Below are 19,548 nucleotides of genomic sequence, written 5' to 3'. Positions count from 1 at the left end.
ATCGGCATCGGCCCGCACAGGATCAACGCCGAGGATCAGCTAATCTTTGATGAGCGCACGAAGGCTCGCGATCCGGTCGGCCTCGTGCGCGGGCTTGTCCCAGCGGATGCGGTGAATTCGGGGGAAGCGCATGGCGAGCCCTGATTTGTGGCGCTTGCTCGTGTGGACCGAATCGAACGCCACTTCGAACACCAGCCGCCGTTCCACCTCGCGCACCGGGCCGAAGCGGGCGATGGTGTGCTGGCGGACATGGCGATCCAGCTCCTTCAGCTCGGCATCGGTAAAGCCCGAATAGGCCTTGCCCACGGGGAGCAATTCACCGCCTGCCTCGGGATCGCCGGTCCAGCAGCCGAAGGTGTAATCCGAATAGAAGCTCGATCGCTTGCCGCTGCCGCGCTGGGCATACATCAGCACGCAATCCACCAGCAGCGGATCGCGCTTCCACTTGTACCACAGCGCCGCCTTGCGCCCCGCCACATAGGGGCTTTCCCGATGCTTGAGCATCAGGCCCTCGATCGCTTCATCGCGCGCGGTCTCGCGGATCGCGGCAAGGCTGGCGAAATCGGGCGCTTCGACCAGCGCGGACAGATCGAAATGGCTCGCAGGCAGGCGCGGCATCAACGCTTCGAGAGTTGCGCGGCGCAACTTCCACGGGTGCGCGCGCCAATCGCGGCCATCTGCCAGCAAGACGTCATAGAGCCGCACGAAAGCGGGATAGTCCCGCAGCAGCTTGGCCGAGACGTTCTTGCGCCCCAGCCGCTGTTGCAGCGCGTTGAAGCTGGCCGCGCCGCCTGTTTCGCCGCCCTGCGCCGAGCCCCGCACCAGCAATTCGCCATCGAGCACCGCCTCGAACGGCAATTGGTTGAGCAATTCGGGGAAGGTCGCGGAGATATCATCGCCCGAGCGCGAATATATTCGCGTTTCATCCCCGGCGCGCACGAGTTGCACGCGGATGCCATCCCACTTCCATTCGGTGGCGTAATCGCCGAGATCAACCGAACTCTCTTCCAGCGGGTGCGCGAGCATGAAGGGGCGGAAGCGCGGCTTGCCCGCCAGATCGGGCGCAGGGCCGCCCTTCGCGGCCCATGCGAACAGATCGGCATAAGGCGGCGTGAGCGCGTGCCAATATTCCTCGACCTCCTCGACATTGACGTCGAAAGCCTGCGCGAACCCGGTTTTGGCAAGCCGTGCGGATACCCCGATCCGCATGCCGCCGGTCGCCAGCTTGATCACGGCAAACCGGCCCTTGGCATCGAGCCGGTCGAACAATTGGGCAAGCTGGGTCGGCGCGCTTGCCCGGGTGAGCGCGGAAAGCTGGGCCACCACATCGCTGAGTGATGCAGGCGGCTGGGGCGCGGCGTCCTGCGGTTCGGGCCAGAGCAGGCTTGCCGTTTCCGCCGTATCGCCGACGAAATCGCGCGAAAGCTGCCACAGCAGCGGATCGACCCGCTCCATCATCAGCGCCTTGATGGTGGAGGATTTGACAGCGGGAAAATCGAGACTTTCGGTAAGCGCCGCCATCGCCCAACCGCGATCCGGATCGGGCGCGGCGCGCAGATAATCCGCGATCAGCGCCAGCTTGCGGTTGCGGCTGGTGGTATAGACCAGCGCATCGAGGAGGGCGGCGAAGTCCTCCATCAGTCATCCTCGTCCTCGTAGCCGACCAGCGCGAGCGCGCGGGCGCGGCGTTGGGAGAGATCGCACCAGCGCAGCAGCGCTTCCTCGCGGCCATGGGTGATCCAGGTTTCCTGCGGGTTCACGTCGGCGATGGTCCGGGTGAGTTCGTTCCAATCGGCATGATCGGAAATCACCAGCGGCAGTTCGACCCCGCGCTGGCGGGCGCGGCCGCGCACCCGCATCCACCCGCTTGCCATCGCGGTGACAGGATTGGGGAGGCGGCGGCTCCAGCGATCATTGAGCGCGGCGGGCGGCGCGATCACGATGGCGCCGCGCAGATCGTCCTTGCCCGCATCGCTCACCAGCTTGAGATCGCCGAGTGCAATGCCGTGCTCTTCATAGAGGCGACACATCTTCTCCATCGCGCCGTGGAGCCAGATCGTGTCGCTGTGCCCGGCGGCGCGCAATTCCGCGATCACCCGCTGTGCCTTGCCGAGTGCATAGGCGCCGAGGAGGATGGCGGAATCGGGATTGGCGGCGCGCGCGGCGAGCAGCTTGCCAATCTCCTCCTCGATGGGGGGATGGGTGAAGACAGGGAGGCCGAAGGTCGCCTCGGTAATGAAGATGTCGCAGGGCGTGACGGCAAAGGGGGCGCAGGTCGGGTCGGGCGCGCGCTTGTAATCGCCGGTGATGATCACCCGCTCACCCGCGTGTTCGAGCAGGATCTGCGCCGAGCCGAGCACATGGCCTGCAGGCAGGAAGGTCGCGGTAACGCCGCCGCCTAGGCCGATGCTCTCCCCATACTCCACCGGCACCGCACCATCCGAAGTCGCGTAGCGCAACTTCATGATCGCTAGTGTCGCGGGCGTCGCGATGGTCTCGCCATGCCCGCCGCGCGCGTGATCGGCATGGCCATGGGTGACCAGCGCCTTGGGGACAGCCCGCGCGGGATCGATCCACACATCGGCGGGCGCGATGTGGATGCCCCACGGTTCGGGCCGGACCCAGGAGAAGGGGGCGGTCATGGTGCACTTAACAAAAAGGGCGCGAGAGAGGTTCCTCTCCCGCGCCCCGAATGTGTTTTTGCCTGCCTCAGCCCTCGTCGGTTTCCGGAGCCGGCTTCTTCGCCGCGGACTTCTTCCTGGCGGGCGGCTTGCGCTTGACCTTCACCTTGGGCGGGGCCGGAGTCAGTTCGAACACCGGCTTGCCATCCTTGATGCTGACATGCACCTCGCCGCCATCGACGAGCTTGCCGAACAGCAGTTCTTCGGCGAGCGGCTGCTTGATCTTCTCCTGAATGAGGCGGCCCATCGGGCGCGCGCCGTAGAGCTTGTCATAGCCCTTGTCGGCGAGCCATGCCCGCGCGTCGCTATCAAACTGGATGTGGACGTTCTGTTCGGCCAGTTGCAGTTCGAGCTGGAGGATGAACTTGTCGACCACCCGCGCCACTGTCGAACGGCCGAGATAGCTGAACGGCACGATCGCATCGAGGCGGTTGCGGAATTCGGGGGTGAACATCTTCTTCACCGCTTCATCGCCCGCATCTTCCTTCGACACATCGCCGAAACCGATGCCTTGGCGCGCCATGTCCGATGCGCCCGCGTTGGTCGTCATGATCAGCACGACATTGCGGAAATCGACCGTCTTGCCGTGGTGATCGGTGAGGCGGCCATTATCCATCACCTGCAACAGGATGTTGAACAGATCGGGGTGGGCTTTCTCGATCTCGTCGAGCAGCAGCACGCAATGCGGGTTCTGATCGACCGCATCGGTGAGCAGACCGCCCTGATCATAGCCGACATAGCCCGGAGGCGCGCCGATCAGGCGGGAGACCGAGTGGCGCTCCATATATTCCGACATGTCAAAGCGCTTGAGCTCGATCCCCATGATGGTGGCGAGCTGGCGCGCGACTTCGGTCTTGCCGACGCCGGTGGGGCCGGAGAACAGGAAAGAGCCGATTGGCTTGTCGGGATCGCGCAGGCCCGCACGGCTCAGCTTCATCGCGGTGGCGAGGCGGGTGATGGCCTCGTCCTGCCCGAAGACGACGTGCTTGAGATCGCGTTCGAGGTTTTCGAGCGCTTTCTTGTCGTCCTTGCTGACCGACTTCGGAGGGATGCGCGCCATCGTCGCGATGACCTGTTCGATCTCGCGCGCGGTGATGGTCTTCTTGCGGCGGCTCGGCGGCACCAGCATCTGCATCGCGCCGACTTCGTCGATCACGTCGATCGCCTTGTCGGGCAGTTTGCGGTCATTGATGTAGCGGGCCGACAGCTCGACCGCGGTCTTGATCGCGTCGGGCGTGTACTTGACCTTGTGGTGTTCCTCGAAGGCGGTCCGCAGCCCCTTGAGGATCGCGATGGTGTCCTCGATGGTGGGCTCGTTCACGTCGATCTTCTGGAAGCGGCGCAGCAGCGCGCGATCCTTTTCGAAGTGGTTGCGGAATTCCTTGTAGGTCGTCGAACCGATGCAGCGGATCGCCCCGCTCGACAGCGCGGGCTTCAAGAGGTTCGAGGCATCCATCGCCCCGCCGCTGGTTGCGCCCGCGCCGATCACGGTGTGGATTTCGTCGATGAACAGCACCGCATGCGGCATCTGTTCCAGCTCGGAGACGACCTGCTTCAATCGCTCTTCAAAGTCGCCGCGATAGCGGGTGCCCGCCAGCAAGGCGCCCATGTCGAGCGAGTAGATCACCGCTTCCTTGAGCACTTCGGGCACATCGCCTTCGACGATCTTGCGCGCGAGGCCTTCGGCAATCGCGGTTTTCCCGACGCCGGGATCGCCGACATAGAGCGGATTGTTCTTGGAACGGCGGCACAGGATCTGGATTGTGCGATCCACTTCCGGCCCGCGTCCGATCAGCGGATCGATCTTCCCGGCTTCCGCCTTGGCATTGAGGTTGACCGTGAACTGATCGAGCGCGGTTTCTTTCTTGTTGCCGCTGTCCTTGGCGGCCTCGGTGTTGTTGGTGGCCGCCTGATCCGTGCCCTGCGGGCTCTTCGCATCGATCTGCCGCCCGCCCTTGCCAATGCCGTGGCTGATATAGCTTACCGCATCGAGCCGGCTCATATCCTGCTGCTGGAGGAAATAGACGGCATAGCTGTCGCGCTCGGAAAAGAGCGCGACGAGCACATTGGCGCCGGTGACGGTGTCCTTGCCCGAGGATTGCACATGCAGGATCGCGCGCTGGATCACCCGCTGGAACCCCGCGGTCGGCTGCGGATCGGCATCATCCTCGGTCTTGAGCGACTGGTATTCCTGATCGAGATACTGCTTCACGACCTCGCCAAGCTCGGCCAGATCGACGCCGCAGGCGGCCATCACCTGCGCGGCATCCTCGTCATCGATCAACGCCAGCAGGAGGTGCTCGAGCGTCGCATATTCGTGCCGCCGCTCGGACGCATTGCCGAGCGCGTTGTGAAGCGTGCGTTCAAGATTCTGGGCGAAACTGGGCATGGGCTTGGCCTCTGTCAGAAAAGGGCGGATGCTCGCGGAGTTCGAGCGGCGGGAGGGGTTGGCATCAGATATGGGCGCGCTTTGCGAGATTGCGAATCTTCATGCGCACGAATTGTGGCAGGAGCGTGCCGGGCGATCATCCCGCGCCTGCTTTCGGCCCGCCGAACAGGGCATCGGCCGCCGCACGGTGGGCCGCCGCCTTGTCGCGATGGGCTTTCACCCGTGCGATCTCCGCTTCAAGCTGCGCGATCCGCGCCGCGAGTTCTGCCTGCGAATAGGGGCCGAGATCCTCGCTCGCAAGCTGGCTCGCCGCATCGCCTCTTGGCCGTGGCAGATCACTTTCATCCATCAGCCACCAACATCGCAAGGGAACGGGCTTGCTGTCAATCGGGGAGACGGTTATGCGCCCCGCTAACTTATCAGCCTGAAACCACGCGTCTTGCTGGGCTTTCGGCCGGTCAGGGGGAAATCGCGATGGTGGGGGATTCCGCAGGGTCACTTCCTGCAACGATGCGCGCAATGGTCTTTACCGCGCCGGGCGGGCCCGAGGTGCTGGCGCCGGGCAGCGTTGCCTTACCCGTCCTGCGCCCCGATGATGTGCTGATCCGCGTCGCCTATGCCGGGGTGAACCGCCCCGATTGCCTGCAACGCGCCGGTGCCTATCCGCCGCCGCCGGGTGCATCGCCCCTGCTGGGACTGGAAGTCGCGGGGGAGGTGGTTGCGGTTGGGTCCGAAGCGCCGCGTGAAATGATCGGCGCGCGGGTTGCCGCTTTGACGCCAGGTGGCGGTTATGCCGAATATTGCGCGGCGCCGTGGCAGCATTGCCTGCCCGTGCCCGAGAATATGGCGCTGGCCGAGGCGGCGGCGCTGCCCGAAACCCTGTTCACCGTGTGGCACAACCTGTTCGAGCGCGGCATGGCCCGCGACGGGGAGCGCGTGCTGGTGCATGGCGGCACCAGCGGGATCGGCACCATGGCGATCATGCTCGGCAAGGCCTTCGGGCTCGAAATGATCGCCACCTGTGGGGACGAAGCCAAGTGCGACGCCGCGCGCAGTATCGGTGCGGATCTCGCGATCAACTACCGCACAGAGGATTTCGTCGAGGCGATCCGCGCGCATACCGGCGGCAAGGGTGTCGATATCGTGCTCGACATGGTGTCGGGCGATTATGTCGCGCGCAATCTCAAGTGCCTTGCCGAAGATGGCCGCCATGTCACCATCGCGGTGCTGGGCGGCATGGAGGCCAATCTCAACATGGCGGTGATCATGAGCCGCCGCCTGACCCTGACGGGATCGACGTTGCGCCCGCGTTCCAATGCGTTCAAGTCCGCCTTGGCCGACGAGATCGCGGCCAATGCGTGGTCGCTGTTCACCGGCGGCGAACTGGCGCCGGTGATGGACCGGGTATTCCCGCTGGCCGATGCCACCGCCGCCCATGCGCGGATGGAAGCAGGCCAGCATATCGGCAAGATCGTGCTCGAGGTGTCGGGTGGTTGAGGCGCTGATCCTTCACGAAGATCCGCGCAGCGGCAATTGCTACAAGATCAAGCTCACAGCCGCGCTGCTTGGCTTGCCGCTGGCGACGCGGCAATATGACATCACCAGGGGCGAGACGCGGACGGCGGAGTTTCTCACGCAGGTCAACGCCAATGGTCGCATCCCCGTGCTCCAGATCGGGCAGGGGGCACCAGAGGGCGAGGGCGCGCGCTTCCTTCCCGAAAGCAACGCCGCTTGCTGGTATCTCGCGCATGGCAGCGCGCTGATCCCCGAAGATCGCTTCGCGCAGGCCGATATGCTGCGGTGGATGTTCTTCGAACAATACAGCCACGAACCCAACGTCGCCACGCTGCGTTTCTGGCTGAGCATCCTCGGCGAGGCGAGCCTTTCGGATGAACAGCGCGCGCAGGTCATGCCCAAGCGGCTTGCCGGTTGCGCAGCGCTGCAGCTGATGGACGGGCATCTGGCCGACAGGGCTTTTTTCTGCGGCCATGCTGTCACCCTCGCCGACATTGCCCTGTTCGCCTACACCCATGTCGCGCAAGAAGGCGGGTTCAGGCTTGCCGAATATCCTCACGTCCAGACGTGGATCGCGCGGATCCAGGCGCTGCCCGGTTTTGTTCCGATGGCGTGACAATCGCGCGTCGCAAGACGCGGAACAGTCACCCCGTTGAGAATCCCCTGTAACAATCGGACGCTATGGCGGGTGGAGCAAATTCCACCCGAGGCTCTGCCCATGACCGGTTTCATGCTGTCCGATCTGCCTGGCCCGCGCGCAGATCTTGCCAATATCGCCAACTTTCCGCTCGCCGCGCCCCAGCGGCCCGAGCCGGAAGGCCATCAGCGGCACTCTTTTCGCACCATCTGGATCAGCGATGTCCATCTGGGCACCAAGGGTTGCAATGCCGAGATGCTGATCGATTTTCTCGACCACACTGATAGCGCGGTGATGTATCTCGTCGGCGACATCATCGATGGCTGGCGGCTCAAGAAGAAGTTTTACTGGCCCGCAGCGCATAATGATATCGTGTGGCGCATTCTCAAGCGGGCGAAGCGCGGCACACGCATCATCTATATCCCCGGCAATCACGATGAGATGTTCCGGCAGTTCACCGGGCTTAATTTCGGGGGGATCGAAATCCGGCGTGCGGCCTTCCACGATACTGCCGATGGCCGGCGGTTGATGGTGCTGCATGGTGATGAATTCGATGCCGTGATGCTCTCGCACCGCTGGCTCGCCTTCGTCGGGGATCATGCCTACCACGCGGTGATGAAGCTCAATGTCACCGTCAACGCGGTGCGCCGTTGGCTGGGTAAGCCCTATTGGTCGCTGTCAAAAGCCGCCAAGCACAAGGTCAAAAACGCGGTCGAATTCATTTCCCGCTACGAGGAAATCGTTGCCCGCGCGGCGGGTGAGCGCGGGGTTGATGGCGTCGTGTGCGGGCACATCCACACCGCGGAGTTCCGCACCTTCCAGCACAATGGCCGCCCGGTCGAATACTGGAATGATGGCGATTGGGTCGAAGGGTGCAATGCGCTGGTCGAACACCATGATGGGCGCATGGAGATCCTGCACTGGGCCGACGTGATCAAGCGCCGCGCGCCCTTCGCCGCGCCGTCGGATGCACCAACCCGTGAACGTGAGGCGGCGTGAACCGGCCTGCAACCTTCTCCTTTGATGCGACCGCGGCGCCGATCAGCACGCACGGGCCGCAGTCGATCGCGATCATCACCGATGCCTGGCATCCGCAGACCAACGGGGTGGTGCGCACGCTTGCGACCACTTGCGAGGTGCTGCGCGGCTGGGGTCATGACGTCACTGTGATTTCGCCCGATCAATATCGCTCGATCCCGGCGCCGACCTATCCCGAAATCCGCCTTGCCTTCACCGCGCCCGGCGCGGTGGGGCGGCGGCTCGCCGCGATCCAGCCCGATGCGGTGCACATCGCCACCGAAGGCCCGCTGGGCTTTGCCGCGAGGGCCTATTGCCTGCGCCGCAAAGTGCCTTTCACCACCGCCTATCACACCCAGTTTCCCGATTACCTCGCGCGCCGCACCGGCCTGCCTGCGCGGCTGTTCTGGCCCTACATCCGCTGGTTCCACCGCCCGGCGACGACGATCATGGTCGCCACCGCGACGATCCGCGCGCAATTGCGCGAACAGGGCCTGACCCAGCTCACGCATTGGGGCCGGGGTGTCGATCTCGCCTGCTTTTCGCCCGATGCGCCGCCGCCGCCGGAATATGCCGGGTTGCCGGGGCCGATCCTGCTGTATGTCGGACGGGTTGCGGTCGAGAAGAATATCGCGGCCTTTCTCGCCTGCGACTATCCGGGCACCAAGGTGGTGGTGGGCGATGGCCCGGCGCGCGCGGCACTGGCTGCGAGGTTTCCGCAAGCGGTGTTCCTCGGCAAGCGCACCGGGCGCGATCTGGCGGGCTGCTATGCCGGGGCTGATGTGTTTGTCTTCCCCAGCCGCACGGACACCTTCGGGCTGGTCATGATCGAGGCGCTGGCCTGCGGCACGCCGGTGGCTGCCTTTCCCGTGCCCGGCCCGCTCGATATTGTGACCGATGCGGTGGGCGCGCTGTCGGATGATCTGGCCCGCGCGATTGATGCCGCGCGCTATTGTGATCGGGCTGCCTGCGCCGCGCATGGCGCGCGCTTCAGCTGGGAGGCGGCGACGCGCCAATTCCTTGGCGGTCTGGTCGCGCTTGAGGAAGGCGCGGCGGTTGCGCTCGCCACTGCGCCTGCGTTTTGATCTCAGGCCGGGCATGGGCACGGCACGGACCTCCAACCCCAACGAATCCATTTCTTGCTGATTCGCCGCTGATCGCCTATCTGGGCGACACAAAGGCCGCTCCGCGAGGGGCGGCCCTTTACATTTTGAACGGAGATTTCCCATGGCCACCAAGGATCAGCCCAAGCCGCTGATGCCCCACGCCACCGCGACCTGGCTGGTGGACAACACCGCGCTGTCGTTTGAACAGATCGCCGAATTCTGCGGCCTGCACATCCTCGAAGTGCAGGCGATGGCGGATGATCTTGCCAGCAGCAAGTATACCGGCCGCGATCCGGTGCATGCGGGCGAACTCACCCAGGCCGAGATCGAGAAAGGTCAGGCCGACCCGTCGCATGTGCTCAAGATGCACAAGGCCCCGGTTGAAGTGACCCGCACCAAGGGCCCGCGTTATACCCCGGTGTCGAAGCGGCAGGACAAGCCCGATGGCATCGCTTGGATCATCCGCAATCACCCCGAGGTGTCGGACGCGCAGATTTCCAAGCTGATCGGCACCACCCGCAACACCATCACCGCGATCCGCGAGCGGAGCCACTGGAACATTGCCAACATCCAGCCCAAGGATCCGGTGACGCTTGGCCTGTGTTCGCAGCGCGAACTCGATGCGATGGTGGCCAAGGCCGCCAAGCGCGCCGGTGTGACCGGGGAAGCGCTGCCCGAAAAGGGTGAGCGCAATGATCGCGAGAAGCTGATCGAGGAACTGCGCGCCGAGCGCGAAGCGCAGGCCAAGGCCGCCAATGAAGCCGCGCAGGAGGCTGAAGCCGAAGCGTGGCTGGCGGCGCGCCGTGCGGCCGAGGCGGCGGAACAGCCGATCGACCCGGAAAGCGGTTTCGCCCCGTCACGCAGCGACGATTGATCGGCAGGGGGCCGGACCACGGCCTGCCTTGGCCATCACCAACACAAGCAGGCGGCGCAAATCCCCAGCGATTTGCGCCGCTTTTGCTTGCACGCGGCGGTGACCTCGGTCAAACTGCTGACATGGATGTAAGTAAGCTCCCCTATCACCACCCGGCCCCCTATCAGACGCGTTTCGAGGCCATGGCCCTGCCCGCCATGCTGGAGCGCACCACGCGCAAGGCGCCCGCCGCGCCGTTCCTGCATTTTCTCGGGCGGACCTATTCCTATAGCGACATCCTTGGCGAAGCGCGGTGCTTTGCCGCGGGCTTGCAGGCCGCAGGGATCAAGCCCGGCGACCGGGTCGGCCTGTTTCTGCCCAATGTCCCGATCTATGCTTCGGCCTATTACGGGGCGATGATGGCGGGCGCGGTGGTGGTGAATTTCTCGCCGCTCTATTCGGTCGAGGAGCTCGCCTGGCAGGTTGCCGATTCGGGCACGCGCCTGCTGGTGACGCTGAACGTCCCTGAACTTTATGCCACCGCGGCCAAGGTGCTGGCGACCTCCGCTCTCGAAACACTGGTGGTGGGCGAACTCGCCGCGATGCTGCCGTGGGTGAAGGGCGTCGCGCTCAAACTGCTGCGGCGCAGCCAGATTGCCGATGTCGCCTATGGGCCGAACGTGCGCCGCTGGGCGGAGCTGACACCCAACACACCGCCTGCGCCCTTCGCAATCGATCCGCACAAGGATCTCGCCCTGCTGCAATATACCGGCGGGACCACCGGGCGGCCCAAGGGCGCGATGCTCGGCCATGATCAGCTCAGCATCAACGCGCAGCAGGTTGCCGCGATCAATCCTTTCGCTGATCCTTCGACCGAAGTCTTCATGGGCGCGCTGCCGTTCTTCCACGTCTTTGCCAACACCGCTTTGCTCAATCACGCCGTGGCGGCGGGGGCCTCGATCGCGATGGTGCCGCGCTTTGAAACCAAACAGGTGCTCGAGACGATCCAGCGCTATCGCTGCACCGGTTTTCCCGGCGTGCCGACAATGTTTCAGGCGATCCTCGATCACCCTGATCTGGCGCAGTATGATCTCTCCAGCCTGAAAGTTTGCATTTCGGGCGGCGCACCCATGCCTGCGCCGGTCCATGCGCGCTTCGAAGAGGTGACAGGGGTGCGGCTGGTCGAAGGCTATGGCCTCACCGAAAGTGCGGGCGTGGTTTCGGTGAACCCCTATGAAGGCAGGCGCAAGCGCGGCACCATCGGGCAATTGGTGCCGGGCACGGAAATCGTCCTGCTCGACAAGGAAGACCCCACCAAGCTTGCCCCCGAAGGCGAGCCGGGCGAATTGGCGGTGTGCGGCCCGCAGATCATGCGCGGCTACTGGCACCGGCCCGAGACCGATGCTGACACCTTCGTCGAGCGCGACGGCAAGCGCTATCTGCGCACCGGCGATGTCGCCCGCGTCGATGCAGACGGGTTCCTCGAGATCGTTGACCGCATCAAGGACATGATCGCGGTCGGCGGGTTCAAGGTGTTCCCGAGCGTGGTTGAGGATGTGATCCTTGAGCACCCGGCGGTCAAAGAGGCGCTGGTGATCGGCGTGCCCGAAGAATATCGCGGCGAAGTGCCGCGCGCCTATATCACGCTCGAGCCGGGGGCGACGGCCACCGCGGATGAATTGCGCGACTGGCTCAACGCCCGGATCGGCAAGCACGAACGGGTTGATGCCATCGTGATCCGGGAAAGCCTGCCCAAGACGATCATCGGCAAGCTCGATCGCAAGGCATTGCGCGCCGAAGTTCTGTAATCGGGAACCCCGGCCGGGCGCGGCCGGGCGTTCAGATCAGGGACGCGGCCTTATTCGGCAGCGGCGATCCCGCCATCAATGCTCTTGAGCGGCTGGCGCCCGTTCGGGGCAAAGCGGCCATCAACCTGTGCGCCTTGTTCGATGGTGAGCGCATCATAATGGACATCACCATCAATGCGGGCGCTTTTGAGGATCACCAGCTCGCGCGCGGTGATCGAGCCGGTGACCGTGCCCGCCAGCCGCGCGCTTTCCGCCGTCACCGCGCCGTGGATCGCGCTGCCCTCGCCCTGCACCAGCGAGGCGCAGCGAATATCGCCTTCGATCGTGCCATCGATATGAAGATCGGCGGAGGCCACGATATCGCCGGTGATCGTCACATCGGCCCCGATGACCGAAAAGGTTGCGCCCGCGCCCATCGCCTTACCGGCTGCGCGCGGGGTTGAGGGGGCCGGTGCGGTCTGATCCGCGGGCTTCTTTGAGAACATCGGGAGCAGCCTCCAGGAACGGGCGCGGGTTGATCGCGCGGTCATTGATGCGGACTTCGAAATGCAGGTGCGGCCCCGTCGAACGGCCGGTGCTGCCCATGCCGGCGATGCGATCCCCGGCGGCAACCGCCTGACCGGGCTTCACATCAAAGCGCGAAAGGTGGGCATAGCGCGTCATCAGCCCGTTGCCGTGGGTGATTTCGACGGTTTTGCCATAGCCCGACTTCCATCCGACGAAGCTTACCGTGCCCATCGCAGCCGCATAGATCGGCGAGCCGATGGCACCCTTGAAATCGAGCCCGGCATGCATTGCGCCGCGTCCGTTGAAGGGATCGCGGCGATAGCCAAAGCCCGACGTGATGCTGGCGATGGTGGCCGGAACGACCTGCGGGATGCCCTCAAGCGCGCGTTCGAGCACCGCCATGCGCGCGAGGCTGAAGCCGAGCTTTTCAAAGCGCGGATCAAGCGCATCGGTGGCGCGCAAATCCGTGAGGGCTTCGAACGGGCCGCCCATCGCCTCGCGGGTTTCGCGGGTCAGGAACCGCGGATCGAGATTGAGCTTGCGGATTGCCGCTTCGGCGCGGCGCGCGCGGGCATTGGCGAAGCGGGTGAGTTTTTCAGCGAGCGCGATCTGGCGCGCTTCCAGCTCGGCAAGCCCGCGCGCTTCGGGGAAGACAGCGCTGACCTTGCGGATTGTCTCGGTGGTTTCGGCGCGCGAATCCGTCACGCTTGAATCCGGTGCATCTGCCACCGTGTCTTCGGGCAGCATCTGCGTCATCTGTTCGAGGAACTTCTGCTGCGCTTCCAGATCGGCAACCACGCGGTCAATATCGCCGGAATAGGCCTCGAGCCGTTCGCTCGCCGTGGCGACACGGGCTTTTTCATCGGCGAAAGAGGCAAGATCGGCTTCGGCGCGCCAGGTGTTCCAACCCATCACCGCAAGCGCGCAGAGCCACACGACCACCGCGGCAACAGCGCCTCCGGCAACGCGCTTTTGCAGCCGCGAGGACAGCCGGATGAAGCGCACTTCGCCATGCGAGCGCATGAAGAATTCGCGATCTGGGAACCACGCGTTGAGGCGAGCCTGCCACGAACGTGCGGTGGTTGGATCTGACACTGCGGCCCCGAATCTTCTGATTGTTACAATGTGCCCGGCGGTGGGCTAGCAGCGCAGAACGCCGGATGCGAATCGAGTCTGAGCCGACAAGCCGAGTCGAGAGCGAAATGCGACGAACCGTTGCAAGGCTGGTCCCGACACACGTTTTGCTGTAAATTCAATAATCTGAAGATGTGTCCCGTCTGGCGGATGCGCACGGCCCGCCACGCCTGACAGCCCGCGCAAGGCCTGCTAAGAGCCCGTGTCATGAGCACTGCACCCGTGTCTGTCCCCGCTGCTGACCCCATCGCCTTGGTGGCCGATTGCGCGCGCCGTGCGCGGCGGGCCCAATCCGCGCTGGCTGCCATGCCGAGCGCTGCCCGCGCCGCGGCCCTGCACCGCGCGGCTGCGCATTTGCGCGCGGCAGCGCCTGCTGTGATCGCCGCCAATGCCGAGGATCTGGCCGCCGGCAAGGCCGTCGGGCTGTCTGCTGCGATGCTTGATCGTCTGGCGCTCGATACCGCGCGGCTTGAGAGCATCGCCGCCGGGGTTGATGCGGTGGCCGATCTGCCCGATCCGGTCGGGCAGGTGATTGATCAGTCGGCGCGACCCAATGGGCTGCGCTTCCAGCGCATCCGGGTGCCGATTGGCACGATCGGGATCATTTACGAAAGCCGCCCAAATGTGACGGCCGATGCCGCTGCGCTGTGCGTGCGCGCCGGCAATGCCGCGCTCCTTCGCGGCGGGAGCGAGGCGGTGCATTCCAACCGCGCGATCCATGCCGCGCTGGTCGCGGGCCTCGTCGAAGGCGGCGTCCCGGCCGATGCCGTGCAACTCATCCCGACGCAGGATCGCGCCGCGGTGGGCGCGATGCTGACAGCGGCGGGGCTGATCGACATGATCGTGCCGCGCGGCGGCAAGGGGCTGGTCGCCCGCGTACAGGCCGATGCCCGGGTTCCGGTGCTCGCCCACCTTGATGGCATTTGCCACACCTATGTCCATGCCGCTGCTGATCCGGCAATGGCGACGGCGCTCGCGCTCAACGCCAAGTTGCGCCGCACCGGGATTTGCGGGGCGATGGAAACGCTGCTGATCGACAGCGCCTTTGCCGATCCCGCAGGGCTGGTGCGCGCGCTGCTCGACAAGGGCTGCGAGGTGCGCGGCGATGAACGGATTCGCGCGCTCGATGCCCGCGTCATCCCAGCGAGCGCGAATGATTGGGACACCGAATATCTCGACGCGATTCTCTCGGTGGCGATGGTCGACGGGCTTGATGCGGCGCTGGCCCACATCGCGCGCCATTCCTCGGCGCACACGGATGTGATCGTCACCGGGGATGACGCAGCGGCGGAGCGGTTCCTTGCCGAAGTCGACAGCGCCATCGTGATGCACAACGCCTCCTCGCAATTTGCCGACGGGGGTGAGTTCGGGCTTGGCGCGGAAATCGGCATTGCCACCGGGCGTCTGCACGCGCGCGGCCCCGTCGCGCTAGAGGGGCTCACCACCTACAAGTGGCAGGTGCGCGGGAGCGGCCAGATCCGGCCCTGACACCTTCGTGAACGCGACTTTCACCGGCCTGCTTGGCGGCAGTTTCAACCCGGCCCACGGCGGGCATCGGCGTATCAGCCTGTTCGCGGCAGAAGTTCTCGGGCTCGACCAGGTGTGGTGGCTGGTGTCGCCGGGCAATCCGCTCAAGCCCACAGAAGGGATGGCGCCGCTGCGCGCCCGGCTCGGCTCCGCGCGGACGCAGGCGCGGCGCGCGCCGATCATCCCGACCGCGATCGAAGCCCGGCTTGGCACCCGCTACACCATCGACACGCTGCGCGCGCTCAAGCGGCGCTATCCCAAGCGGCGCTTCATCTGGCTGATGGGCGCGGATAATCTCGCCCAGTTCCACCGCTGGAAGGACTGGCGCGCCATTGCCCGGACAATGCCGATTGCGGTGATCGCCCGTCCCGGCTATAGTGATGCCGTCATGACGAGCCCCGCCATGGCCTGGTTCAGGCGCTATTCGGTGCCTGCGGCCAGCTTTCGGAAACGGGGGCAATGGAGCGCACCGGCACTGGTCTTCTTGCGTTTCGATCCGGATCACCGCTCGGCCACGGCGCTTCGCCGTGCCCATGCCGGGTGGGCCGAAAATTACCTTGGAACCGCTGAACGACCTGCACCCCCCTTGCGCGACCGCCTGACCCATCGCCGCATCACAGGATTGCCACCAGCATGAGGCGCGAGACTCGCGTTTTGGCTGTTGCGCCCCATATGCCGCCTTGTGCCGGGCCTATCAGCCCTGAACTCTGGAGAACCTCACTTGCCGATGACCGAGGCGTTTTACGCAGCCGTGCCGCTGGGCGCGGTCAAGGCGGTGGCTGACATGAACAGCCCTGCCAACCTGCACGATCTGGTGCTGTCCCAGCTTGATGATGATCAGGCGCAGGACGTCGTGTCGATCCCGCTCGCGGGGAAGAGCTCGATTGCCGATCACATGGTGATCGCCAGCGGGCGTTCGACCCGTCAGGTCGCCGCGATGGCGCAGAAGCTGGCCGAGCGGATCAAGCAGGCCGGGCTCGGCCCGGTGCGGCTTGAGGGCCTGCCCGCAGCGGACTGGGTGCTGATCGATGCGGGCGACGTGGTGGTGCATCTGTTCCGCCCCGAAGTGCGCAGCTTCTACAACCTTGAACGCATGTGGTCATTCGAGGGCTCGGAAAGCGCAGCCTCGGGCCGCGCGTGATTGTCTTTGCGAAGGCGCTTGCGCGCCTTCGTCCCCGGCGCTGTTTCAAGCCCTGCGGGCTTGAGCGCTTCCGGTCGCTGCGCGACCGTTCGGCGCCAAGCTTTGAGGATTTTCCTATCCTTCTCCACATCATCGCGCGCGGGAAAATTGGCCGCTCGCCCGAAGGCGAGCTGGTGGAGCGCTATGCCAAGCGGCTGACCTGGCCGGCCAAGCTGACCGAATGGCCCGATACCGGCGCGGGCAAGGCGGCAGAGCCGCTCACCCCCTGCAAGACCGTGCTGCTCGACGAACGCGGCAAGGCGATGGCGTCGGAAGATTTCGCGGCGCTGCTCGGGCGCTGGCGCGATGATGGCGTGCGCGAGGTGCGCTTCATGCTCGGCGCGGCAGACGGCCATTCGGATGCCGAACGCGCCGCTGCCGATCTCCTTCTCGCCTTTGGCCCGGCGACCTGGCCGCACATGCTCGCCCGCGCGATGCTGCTCGAGCAGCTCTATCGGGCCACTACCATCCTTGCCGGACACCCCTATCATCGCGCCGGCTAATCGGGCAGAGTGACGTCATGACACCGCGCCCGTTCCTTGCTTCCTGTGCAGCTCTCGCCGCGCTGGGTGGCTGGGCGTTGTTCGGGCCGCAAGGCCATGCCGGGCCATCGGTTTTGCTGATCGAGCCCGACAAAGCGCAGGACGAACTCGCCCGTGCCACCCGTGAACGCTCTGCCGCCGCGGCGCGTGCGGCGCGCTTTGCCCGAGAGGCGCAGCAGGCCAGCGCAGCCGCAGAGCGCGCAGCCAGAGAGGCCGCCGCCCTGGCGGCGCAGATCCAGCAGGCCGAAGCCGCCATCGAGGTCGCGCGGGCGCGCTATTCGCTGGCGCGGGCGCAGCGGGCAGAGATCGCGGCGCGGCTGGCGGCCAAGCAGGAACCAACCGCGCGGCTGGCCGCAGCGCTGCAAACCGCGGCGCGCCGCCCGCTTGCGCTATCCGCGCTGCAACCCGGCTCGCTCAAGGATGTGGTGCATATCCGCGCCGTGCTGGCGAGCGCCGTTCCGCAGATCCGGGCGCGCACGGAGGGCCTGCGCGGGGAGTTGGCAGCGCGGCGCGCGGCGGAGAACACCGCGGCGCGCTCGCTGGCTGATCTGCGCGACGGTGAGGTCGATCTGCGTGCGCGGCGACAGGAATTGGCGCGGCTTGAGGCGAGCCAGCGCCTCGCATTCCGCGCGGCGCGGGCCAATGCCCTGCGCGAGGAAGAGCGCGCGCTCGCCCTTGCCGAACAGGCCCGCGATCTTGACGGGCTGGTTGATCAGCTTGACCGGCAGGCCAGCCTGCGCCGCGAATTGGCGGCGCTGCCGGGGCCGATCCTGCGTCCGGCGGACCTTGCCAGCGCGGTGCCGATCGAGATGCCCACGGCAACGCCCACCACCAGCGCCGCGCCGCGGCTGCAATTGCCGGTCGCCGGGCGCACGCTTGCCGGGTTCGGGACGCTGCGCGAGAGCGGCCAGCGCAACACCGGGATCACCCTTGCGCCGGTTGCGGGGGCGCAGGTGGTGGCCCCAGCGCGCGGACGGGTGGCTTTTGCCGCTCCTTACCGCGGGTTCGGCCGGATTGTGATCATCGAACATGAAGGCGGGTGGACCAGCCTTGTCACCGGATTGGCGCGGGTCGATGTCGCCGTCGGGCAGAGCGTGATCGGCGGCAGCCCGCTTGGCGTTGCCGGACGGGGGGACGAGCCGGTGACGATCGAGCTGCGGCGCGAGGGCACGCCGGTCAATCCGCTGGGCTTTGTCGGCTAGATTCAGCCGTTCGACAGGCCGGATGTGCGTCTATCTGGCGTTAAGCCCCGCAACGCTATACACCAGCACCCGTAAGGAGCCTTGCTGAACCCTATGAAGATTGCCGCCTTGCTACGCAGCGCCGCCCTGGTGACGGCGGTTGCCCTGATCCCCACTGCGACCGCCACCATGGCGCAAGTCGATGGCCGTGCCGGGCCGGAATTCGCGCGGCTGTTCGCCGTGTTCCAGCGCGTCAAGGCCAGCTATGTCGATCAGGTCGAGGATGATGTGCTGGTGCGCGGCGCGATTGATGGCATGCTCGCCGCGCTTGATCCCCATTCGGCCTATCTCGATGGTGCCGCGCTGCAACGGCTCGAAACCATGATCGAGGGCAATTATTCGGGCCTTGGCCTTTCGGTGGTGATGGAGCAGGGCGCGGTCAAGGTGATCTCGCCCTTCCGTGGCTCGCCGGCCGAGCAGGCGGGCATCAAGGCGGGCGATTTCATCACGCATCTTGATGGCAAGCTGATCTATGGCGGCAATCTTGATGATGCCGTGGCGCAGATGCGCGGCCCGGCGGGCACCTCGATCCAGTTGACGGTGTTCCGCCCCGGGCGCGACGAACCGCTCGAAGTGCCGGTGACACGCGGTGTCATCACGCTCGAGCCGGTGACGCATGAACTGGCGGCGGGCAATGTCGGCGTCATTTCGGTCAACGAATTTTCCGCCAATGTCGGCGCCAATGTCTATTCGGCGTGGCAGGCGCTCAAGAAGGAATCGGGCGGCCGCATTTCTGGGCTGGTGCTCGATCTGCGCAACAATCCGGGCGGAAGCCTCGATGAATCGGTCGCGCTCTCCGATCTGTTCCTCAAGACCGGGCGCATTGTCTCGCAGCGCGGACGCGCGCGGGGCGAGACGATCCTCTATGATGCCGAAAGCGTGTTCCGCGGCGATATGGCCGAAGGCGTGCCGGTGATCGTGCTGATCAATGCCGGGTCCGCCTCGGCTTCGGAGATTGTCGCGGGCGCCTTGCAGGATCACCGCCGCGCGCTGATCATGGGCGAGCGCAGCTTCGGCAAGGGTTCGGTGCAATCGCTGCTGCCGCTGGGGCCGGATGCCGCGCTCAAGCTGACAACGGCGCGTTACTTCACGCCGATGGGCCGTTCGGTGCAGGAAGGCGGGATCAAGCCCGATATCACCGTGCCGCAGATTTCCGATCCCGATTACGCCACGCGCCAGAAATACCAGACCCGCGAAAGCGATCTGCGCGGCCATCTGATCAACGAGCTTGGCATTAAGGACGAGGAAATGGAGAAGGATCAGATCGATGATCCGCGCTTCCAGCTTACCGCGGCCCAGCTCAAGGATCAGGGGGTCGAGGATTTCCAGCTCCACTATGCGCTGGAAACCCTGCGCCGCACCACCAAGAGCACGGTGGCACTGCGGATGCCCCCGAAGAAGTAAGCGGCGG

Annotated in this window: 18 protein-coding genes; 12 read left to right on the top strand and 6 right to left on the bottom strand. The window is 65.5% G+C overall.

Annotated features, from left to right (window positions below):
- Window positions 1–39: 39 nt before the first annotated feature.
- From SOQ14_RS07390 to SOQ14_RS07375, 4 genes are all read right to left on the bottom strand, one after another.
- On the bottom strand, window positions 40–1,638 hold the full coding sequence (locus SOQ14_RS07390) for a cisplatin damage response ATP-dependent DNA ligase (protein ID WP_322897416.1): 1,599 nt from the start codon (window positions 1,636–1,638) through the stop codon (window positions 40–42).
- Window positions 1,638–2,642 (bottom strand): ligase-associated DNA damage response exonuclease, encoded by a 1,005-nt coding sequence (locus SOQ14_RS07385; RefSeq protein ID WP_322897415.1) that lies wholly within the window; start codon window positions 2,640–2,642, stop codon window positions 1,638–1,640. Before SOQ14_RS07385 ends, SOQ14_RS07390 begins: the two co-directional genes overlap by 1 nt.
- A 67-nt stretch (window positions 2,643–2,709) precedes the next feature.
- A complete protein-coding gene (gene clpA / locus SOQ14_RS07380) occupies window positions 2,710–5,070 on the bottom strand; it encodes an ATP-dependent Clp protease ATP-binding subunit ClpA (protein ID WP_322897414.1) in 2,361 nt (786 codons plus the stop codon).
- A gap of 136 nt (window positions 5,071–5,206) precedes the next feature.
- A complete protein-coding gene (locus tag SOQ14_RS07375; RefSeq protein ID WP_322897413.1) occupies window positions 5,207–5,419 on the bottom strand; it encodes a DUF1192 family protein in 213 nt (70 codons plus the stop codon).
- Window positions 5,420–5,589: 170 nt separating this feature from the next.
- Between SOQ14_RS07375 and SOQ14_RS07370 the strand changes: the two genes are divergently transcribed.
- The 6 genes from SOQ14_RS07370 (at window position 5,590) to SOQ14_RS07345 (ending at window position 12,006) form a co-directional block, all read left to right on the top strand.
- Window positions 5,590–6,567, top strand: a complete 978-nt coding sequence (locus SOQ14_RS07370; protein WP_322897412.1) for an NAD(P)H-quinone oxidoreductase — start codon at window positions 5,590–5,592, stop codon at window positions 6,565–6,567.
- Complete coding sequence (locus tag SOQ14_RS07365) at window positions 6,560–7,201, top strand: glutathione S-transferase family protein (RefSeq protein WP_322897411.1); 642 nt, start codon at window positions 6,560–6,562, stop codon at window positions 7,199–7,201. The genes SOQ14_RS07370 and SOQ14_RS07365 overlap by 8 nt, the downstream gene beginning before the upstream one ends.
- A gap of 102 nt (window positions 7,202–7,303) precedes the next feature.
- The gene (locus SOQ14_RS07360) at window positions 7,304–8,221 is read left to right on the top strand and encodes a UDP-2,3-diacylglucosamine diphosphatase (RefSeq protein ID WP_322897410.1); all 918 of its coding nucleotides are present in this window, start codon (window positions 7,304–7,306) and stop codon (window positions 8,219–8,221) included.
- Window positions 8,222–8,262: 41 nt separating this feature from the next.
- On the top strand, window positions 8,263–9,324 hold the full coding sequence (locus tag SOQ14_RS07355) for a glycosyltransferase family 4 protein (protein WP_322897862.1): 1,062 nt from the start codon (window positions 8,263–8,265) through the stop codon (window positions 9,322–9,324).
- A 142-nt stretch (window positions 9,325–9,466) separates the two neighbouring features.
- Window positions 9,467–10,219: a DUF1013 domain-containing protein gene (locus SOQ14_RS07350; protein ID WP_322897409.1), complete on the top strand. Its 753-nt coding sequence runs from the start codon at window positions 9,467–9,469 to the stop codon at window positions 10,217–10,219.
- Between the two features lie 122 nt (window positions 10,220–10,341).
- Entirely contained in the window at window positions 10,342–12,006 is a 1,665-nt protein-coding gene (locus SOQ14_RS07345) for a long-chain-fatty-acid--CoA ligase (RefSeq protein WP_322897408.1), read from the top strand.
- A 50-nt stretch (window positions 12,007–12,056) separates the two neighbouring features.
- Here SOQ14_RS07345 and SOQ14_RS07340 read toward each other — a convergent pair whose 3' ends face one another.
- Both SOQ14_RS07340 and SOQ14_RS07335 read right to left on the bottom strand, forming a co-directional pair.
- The gene (locus SOQ14_RS07340; protein ID WP_322897407.1) at window positions 12,057–12,422 is read right to left on the bottom strand and encodes a bactofilin family protein; all 366 of its coding nucleotides are present in this window, start codon (window positions 12,420–12,422) and stop codon (window positions 12,057–12,059) included.
- Window positions 12,423–12,426: 4 nt separating this feature from the next.
- Entirely contained in the window at window positions 12,427–13,536 is a 1,110-nt protein-coding gene (locus SOQ14_RS07335; RefSeq protein ID WP_416232749.1) for a M23 family metallopeptidase, read from the bottom strand.
- Window positions 13,537–13,854: 318 nt separating this feature from the next.
- Between SOQ14_RS07335 and SOQ14_RS07330 the strand changes: the two genes are divergently transcribed.
- From SOQ14_RS07330 to ctpA, 6 genes are all read left to right on the top strand, one after another.
- Window positions 13,855–15,135 (top strand): glutamate-5-semialdehyde dehydrogenase, encoded by a 1,281-nt coding sequence (locus tag SOQ14_RS07330; RefSeq protein ID WP_322897405.1) that lies wholly within the window; start codon window positions 13,855–13,857, stop codon window positions 15,133–15,135.
- Window positions 15,136–15,142: 7 nt separating this feature from the next.
- Window positions 15,143–15,811: a nicotinate-nucleotide adenylyltransferase gene (locus tag SOQ14_RS07325; RefSeq protein WP_322897404.1), complete on the top strand. Its 669-nt coding sequence runs from the start codon at window positions 15,143–15,145 to the stop codon at window positions 15,809–15,811.
- A gap of 147 nt (window positions 15,812–15,958) precedes the next feature.
- The gene (gene rsfS / locus SOQ14_RS07320) at window positions 15,959–16,315 is read left to right on the top strand and encodes a ribosome silencing factor (RefSeq protein WP_322897861.1); all 357 of its coding nucleotides are present in this window, start codon (window positions 15,959–15,961) and stop codon (window positions 16,313–16,315) included.
- 116 nt (window positions 16,316–16,431) lie between these two features.
- Complete coding sequence (locus tag SOQ14_RS07315; RefSeq protein WP_322897860.1) at window positions 16,432–16,857, top strand: 23S rRNA (pseudouridine(1915)-N(3))-methyltransferase RlmH; 426 nt, start codon at window positions 16,432–16,434, stop codon at window positions 16,855–16,857.
- Window positions 16,858–16,874: 17 nt separating this feature from the next.
- Entirely contained in the window at window positions 16,875–18,098 is a 1,224-nt protein-coding gene (locus SOQ14_RS07310) for a murein hydrolase activator EnvC family protein (protein ID WP_322897403.1), read from the top strand.
- Between the two features lie 93 nt (window positions 18,099–18,191).
- The gene (gene ctpA, locus SOQ14_RS07305) at window positions 18,192–19,541 is read left to right on the top strand and encodes a carboxyl-terminal processing protease CtpA (protein WP_322897402.1); all 1,350 of its coding nucleotides are present in this window, start codon (window positions 18,192–18,194) and stop codon (window positions 19,539–19,541) included.
- Window positions 19,542–19,548: the final 7 nt, after the last annotated feature.

It is taken from the genome of Erythrobacter epiphyticus (assembly GCF_034653295.1).
Lineage (GTDB): Bacteria > Pseudomonadota > Alphaproteobacteria > Sphingomonadales > Sphingomonadaceae > Erythrobacter.
This window is presented reverse-complemented; position numbering and strand designations above follow the sequence as displayed.

Excerpts from the sequence above, each read along its gene's own strand:
- SOQ14_RS07345 (WP_322897408.1), top strand. The coding sequence starts at position 10,342 with ATGGATGTAAGTAAGCTCCCCTATCACCACCCGGCCCCCTATCAGACG.
- SOQ14_RS07330 (WP_322897405.1), top strand. The coding sequence starts at position 13,855 with ATGAGCACTGCACCCGTGTCTGTCCCCGCTGCTGACCCCATCGCCTTG.
- SOQ14_RS07340 (WP_322897407.1), bottom strand. The coding sequence starts at position 12,422 with ATGGGCGCGGGCGCAACCTTTTCGGTCATCGGGGCCGATGTGACGATC.
- SOQ14_RS07385 (WP_322897415.1), bottom strand. The coding sequence starts at position 2,642 with ATGACCGCCCCCTTCTCCTGGGTCCGGCCCGAACCGTGGGGCATCCAC.
- ctpA (WP_322897402.1), top strand. The coding sequence starts at position 18,192 with ATGAAGATTGCCGCCTTGCTACGCAGCGCCGCCCTGGTGACGGCGGTT.
- SOQ14_RS07335 (WP_416232749.1), bottom strand. The coding sequence starts at position 13,536 with ATGCGCTCGCATGGCGAAGTGCGCTTCATCCGGCTGTCCTCGCGGCTG.
- clpA (WP_322897414.1), bottom strand. The coding sequence starts at position 5,070 with ATGCCCAGTTTCGCCCAGAATCTTGAACGCACGCTTCACAACGCGCTC.
- SOQ14_RS07370 (WP_322897412.1), top strand. The coding sequence starts at position 5,590 with ATGGTCTTTACCGCGCCGGGCGGGCCCGAGGTGCTGGCGCCGGGCAGC.
- SOQ14_RS07375 (WP_322897413.1), bottom strand. The coding sequence starts at position 5,419 with ATGGATGAAAGTGATCTGCCACGGCCAAGAGGCGATGCGGCGAGCCAG.
- SOQ14_RS07360 (WP_322897410.1), top strand. The coding sequence starts at position 7,304 with ATGACCGGTTTCATGCTGTCCGATCTGCCTGGCCCGCGCGCAGATCTT.
- SOQ14_RS07310 (WP_322897403.1), top strand. The coding sequence starts at position 16,875 with ATGACACCGCGCCCGTTCCTTGCTTCCTGTGCAGCTCTCGCCGCGCTG.
- SOQ14_RS07350 (WP_322897409.1), top strand. The coding sequence starts at position 9,467 with ATGGCCACCAAGGATCAGCCCAAGCCGCTGATGCCCCACGCCACCGCG.
- SOQ14_RS07390 (WP_322897416.1), bottom strand. The coding sequence starts at position 1,638 with ATGGAGGACTTCGCCGCCCTCCTCGATGCGCTGGTCTATACCACCAGC.
- rsfS (WP_322897861.1), top strand. The coding sequence starts at position 15,959 with ATGAACAGCCCTGCCAACCTGCACGATCTGGTGCTGTCCCAGCTTGAT.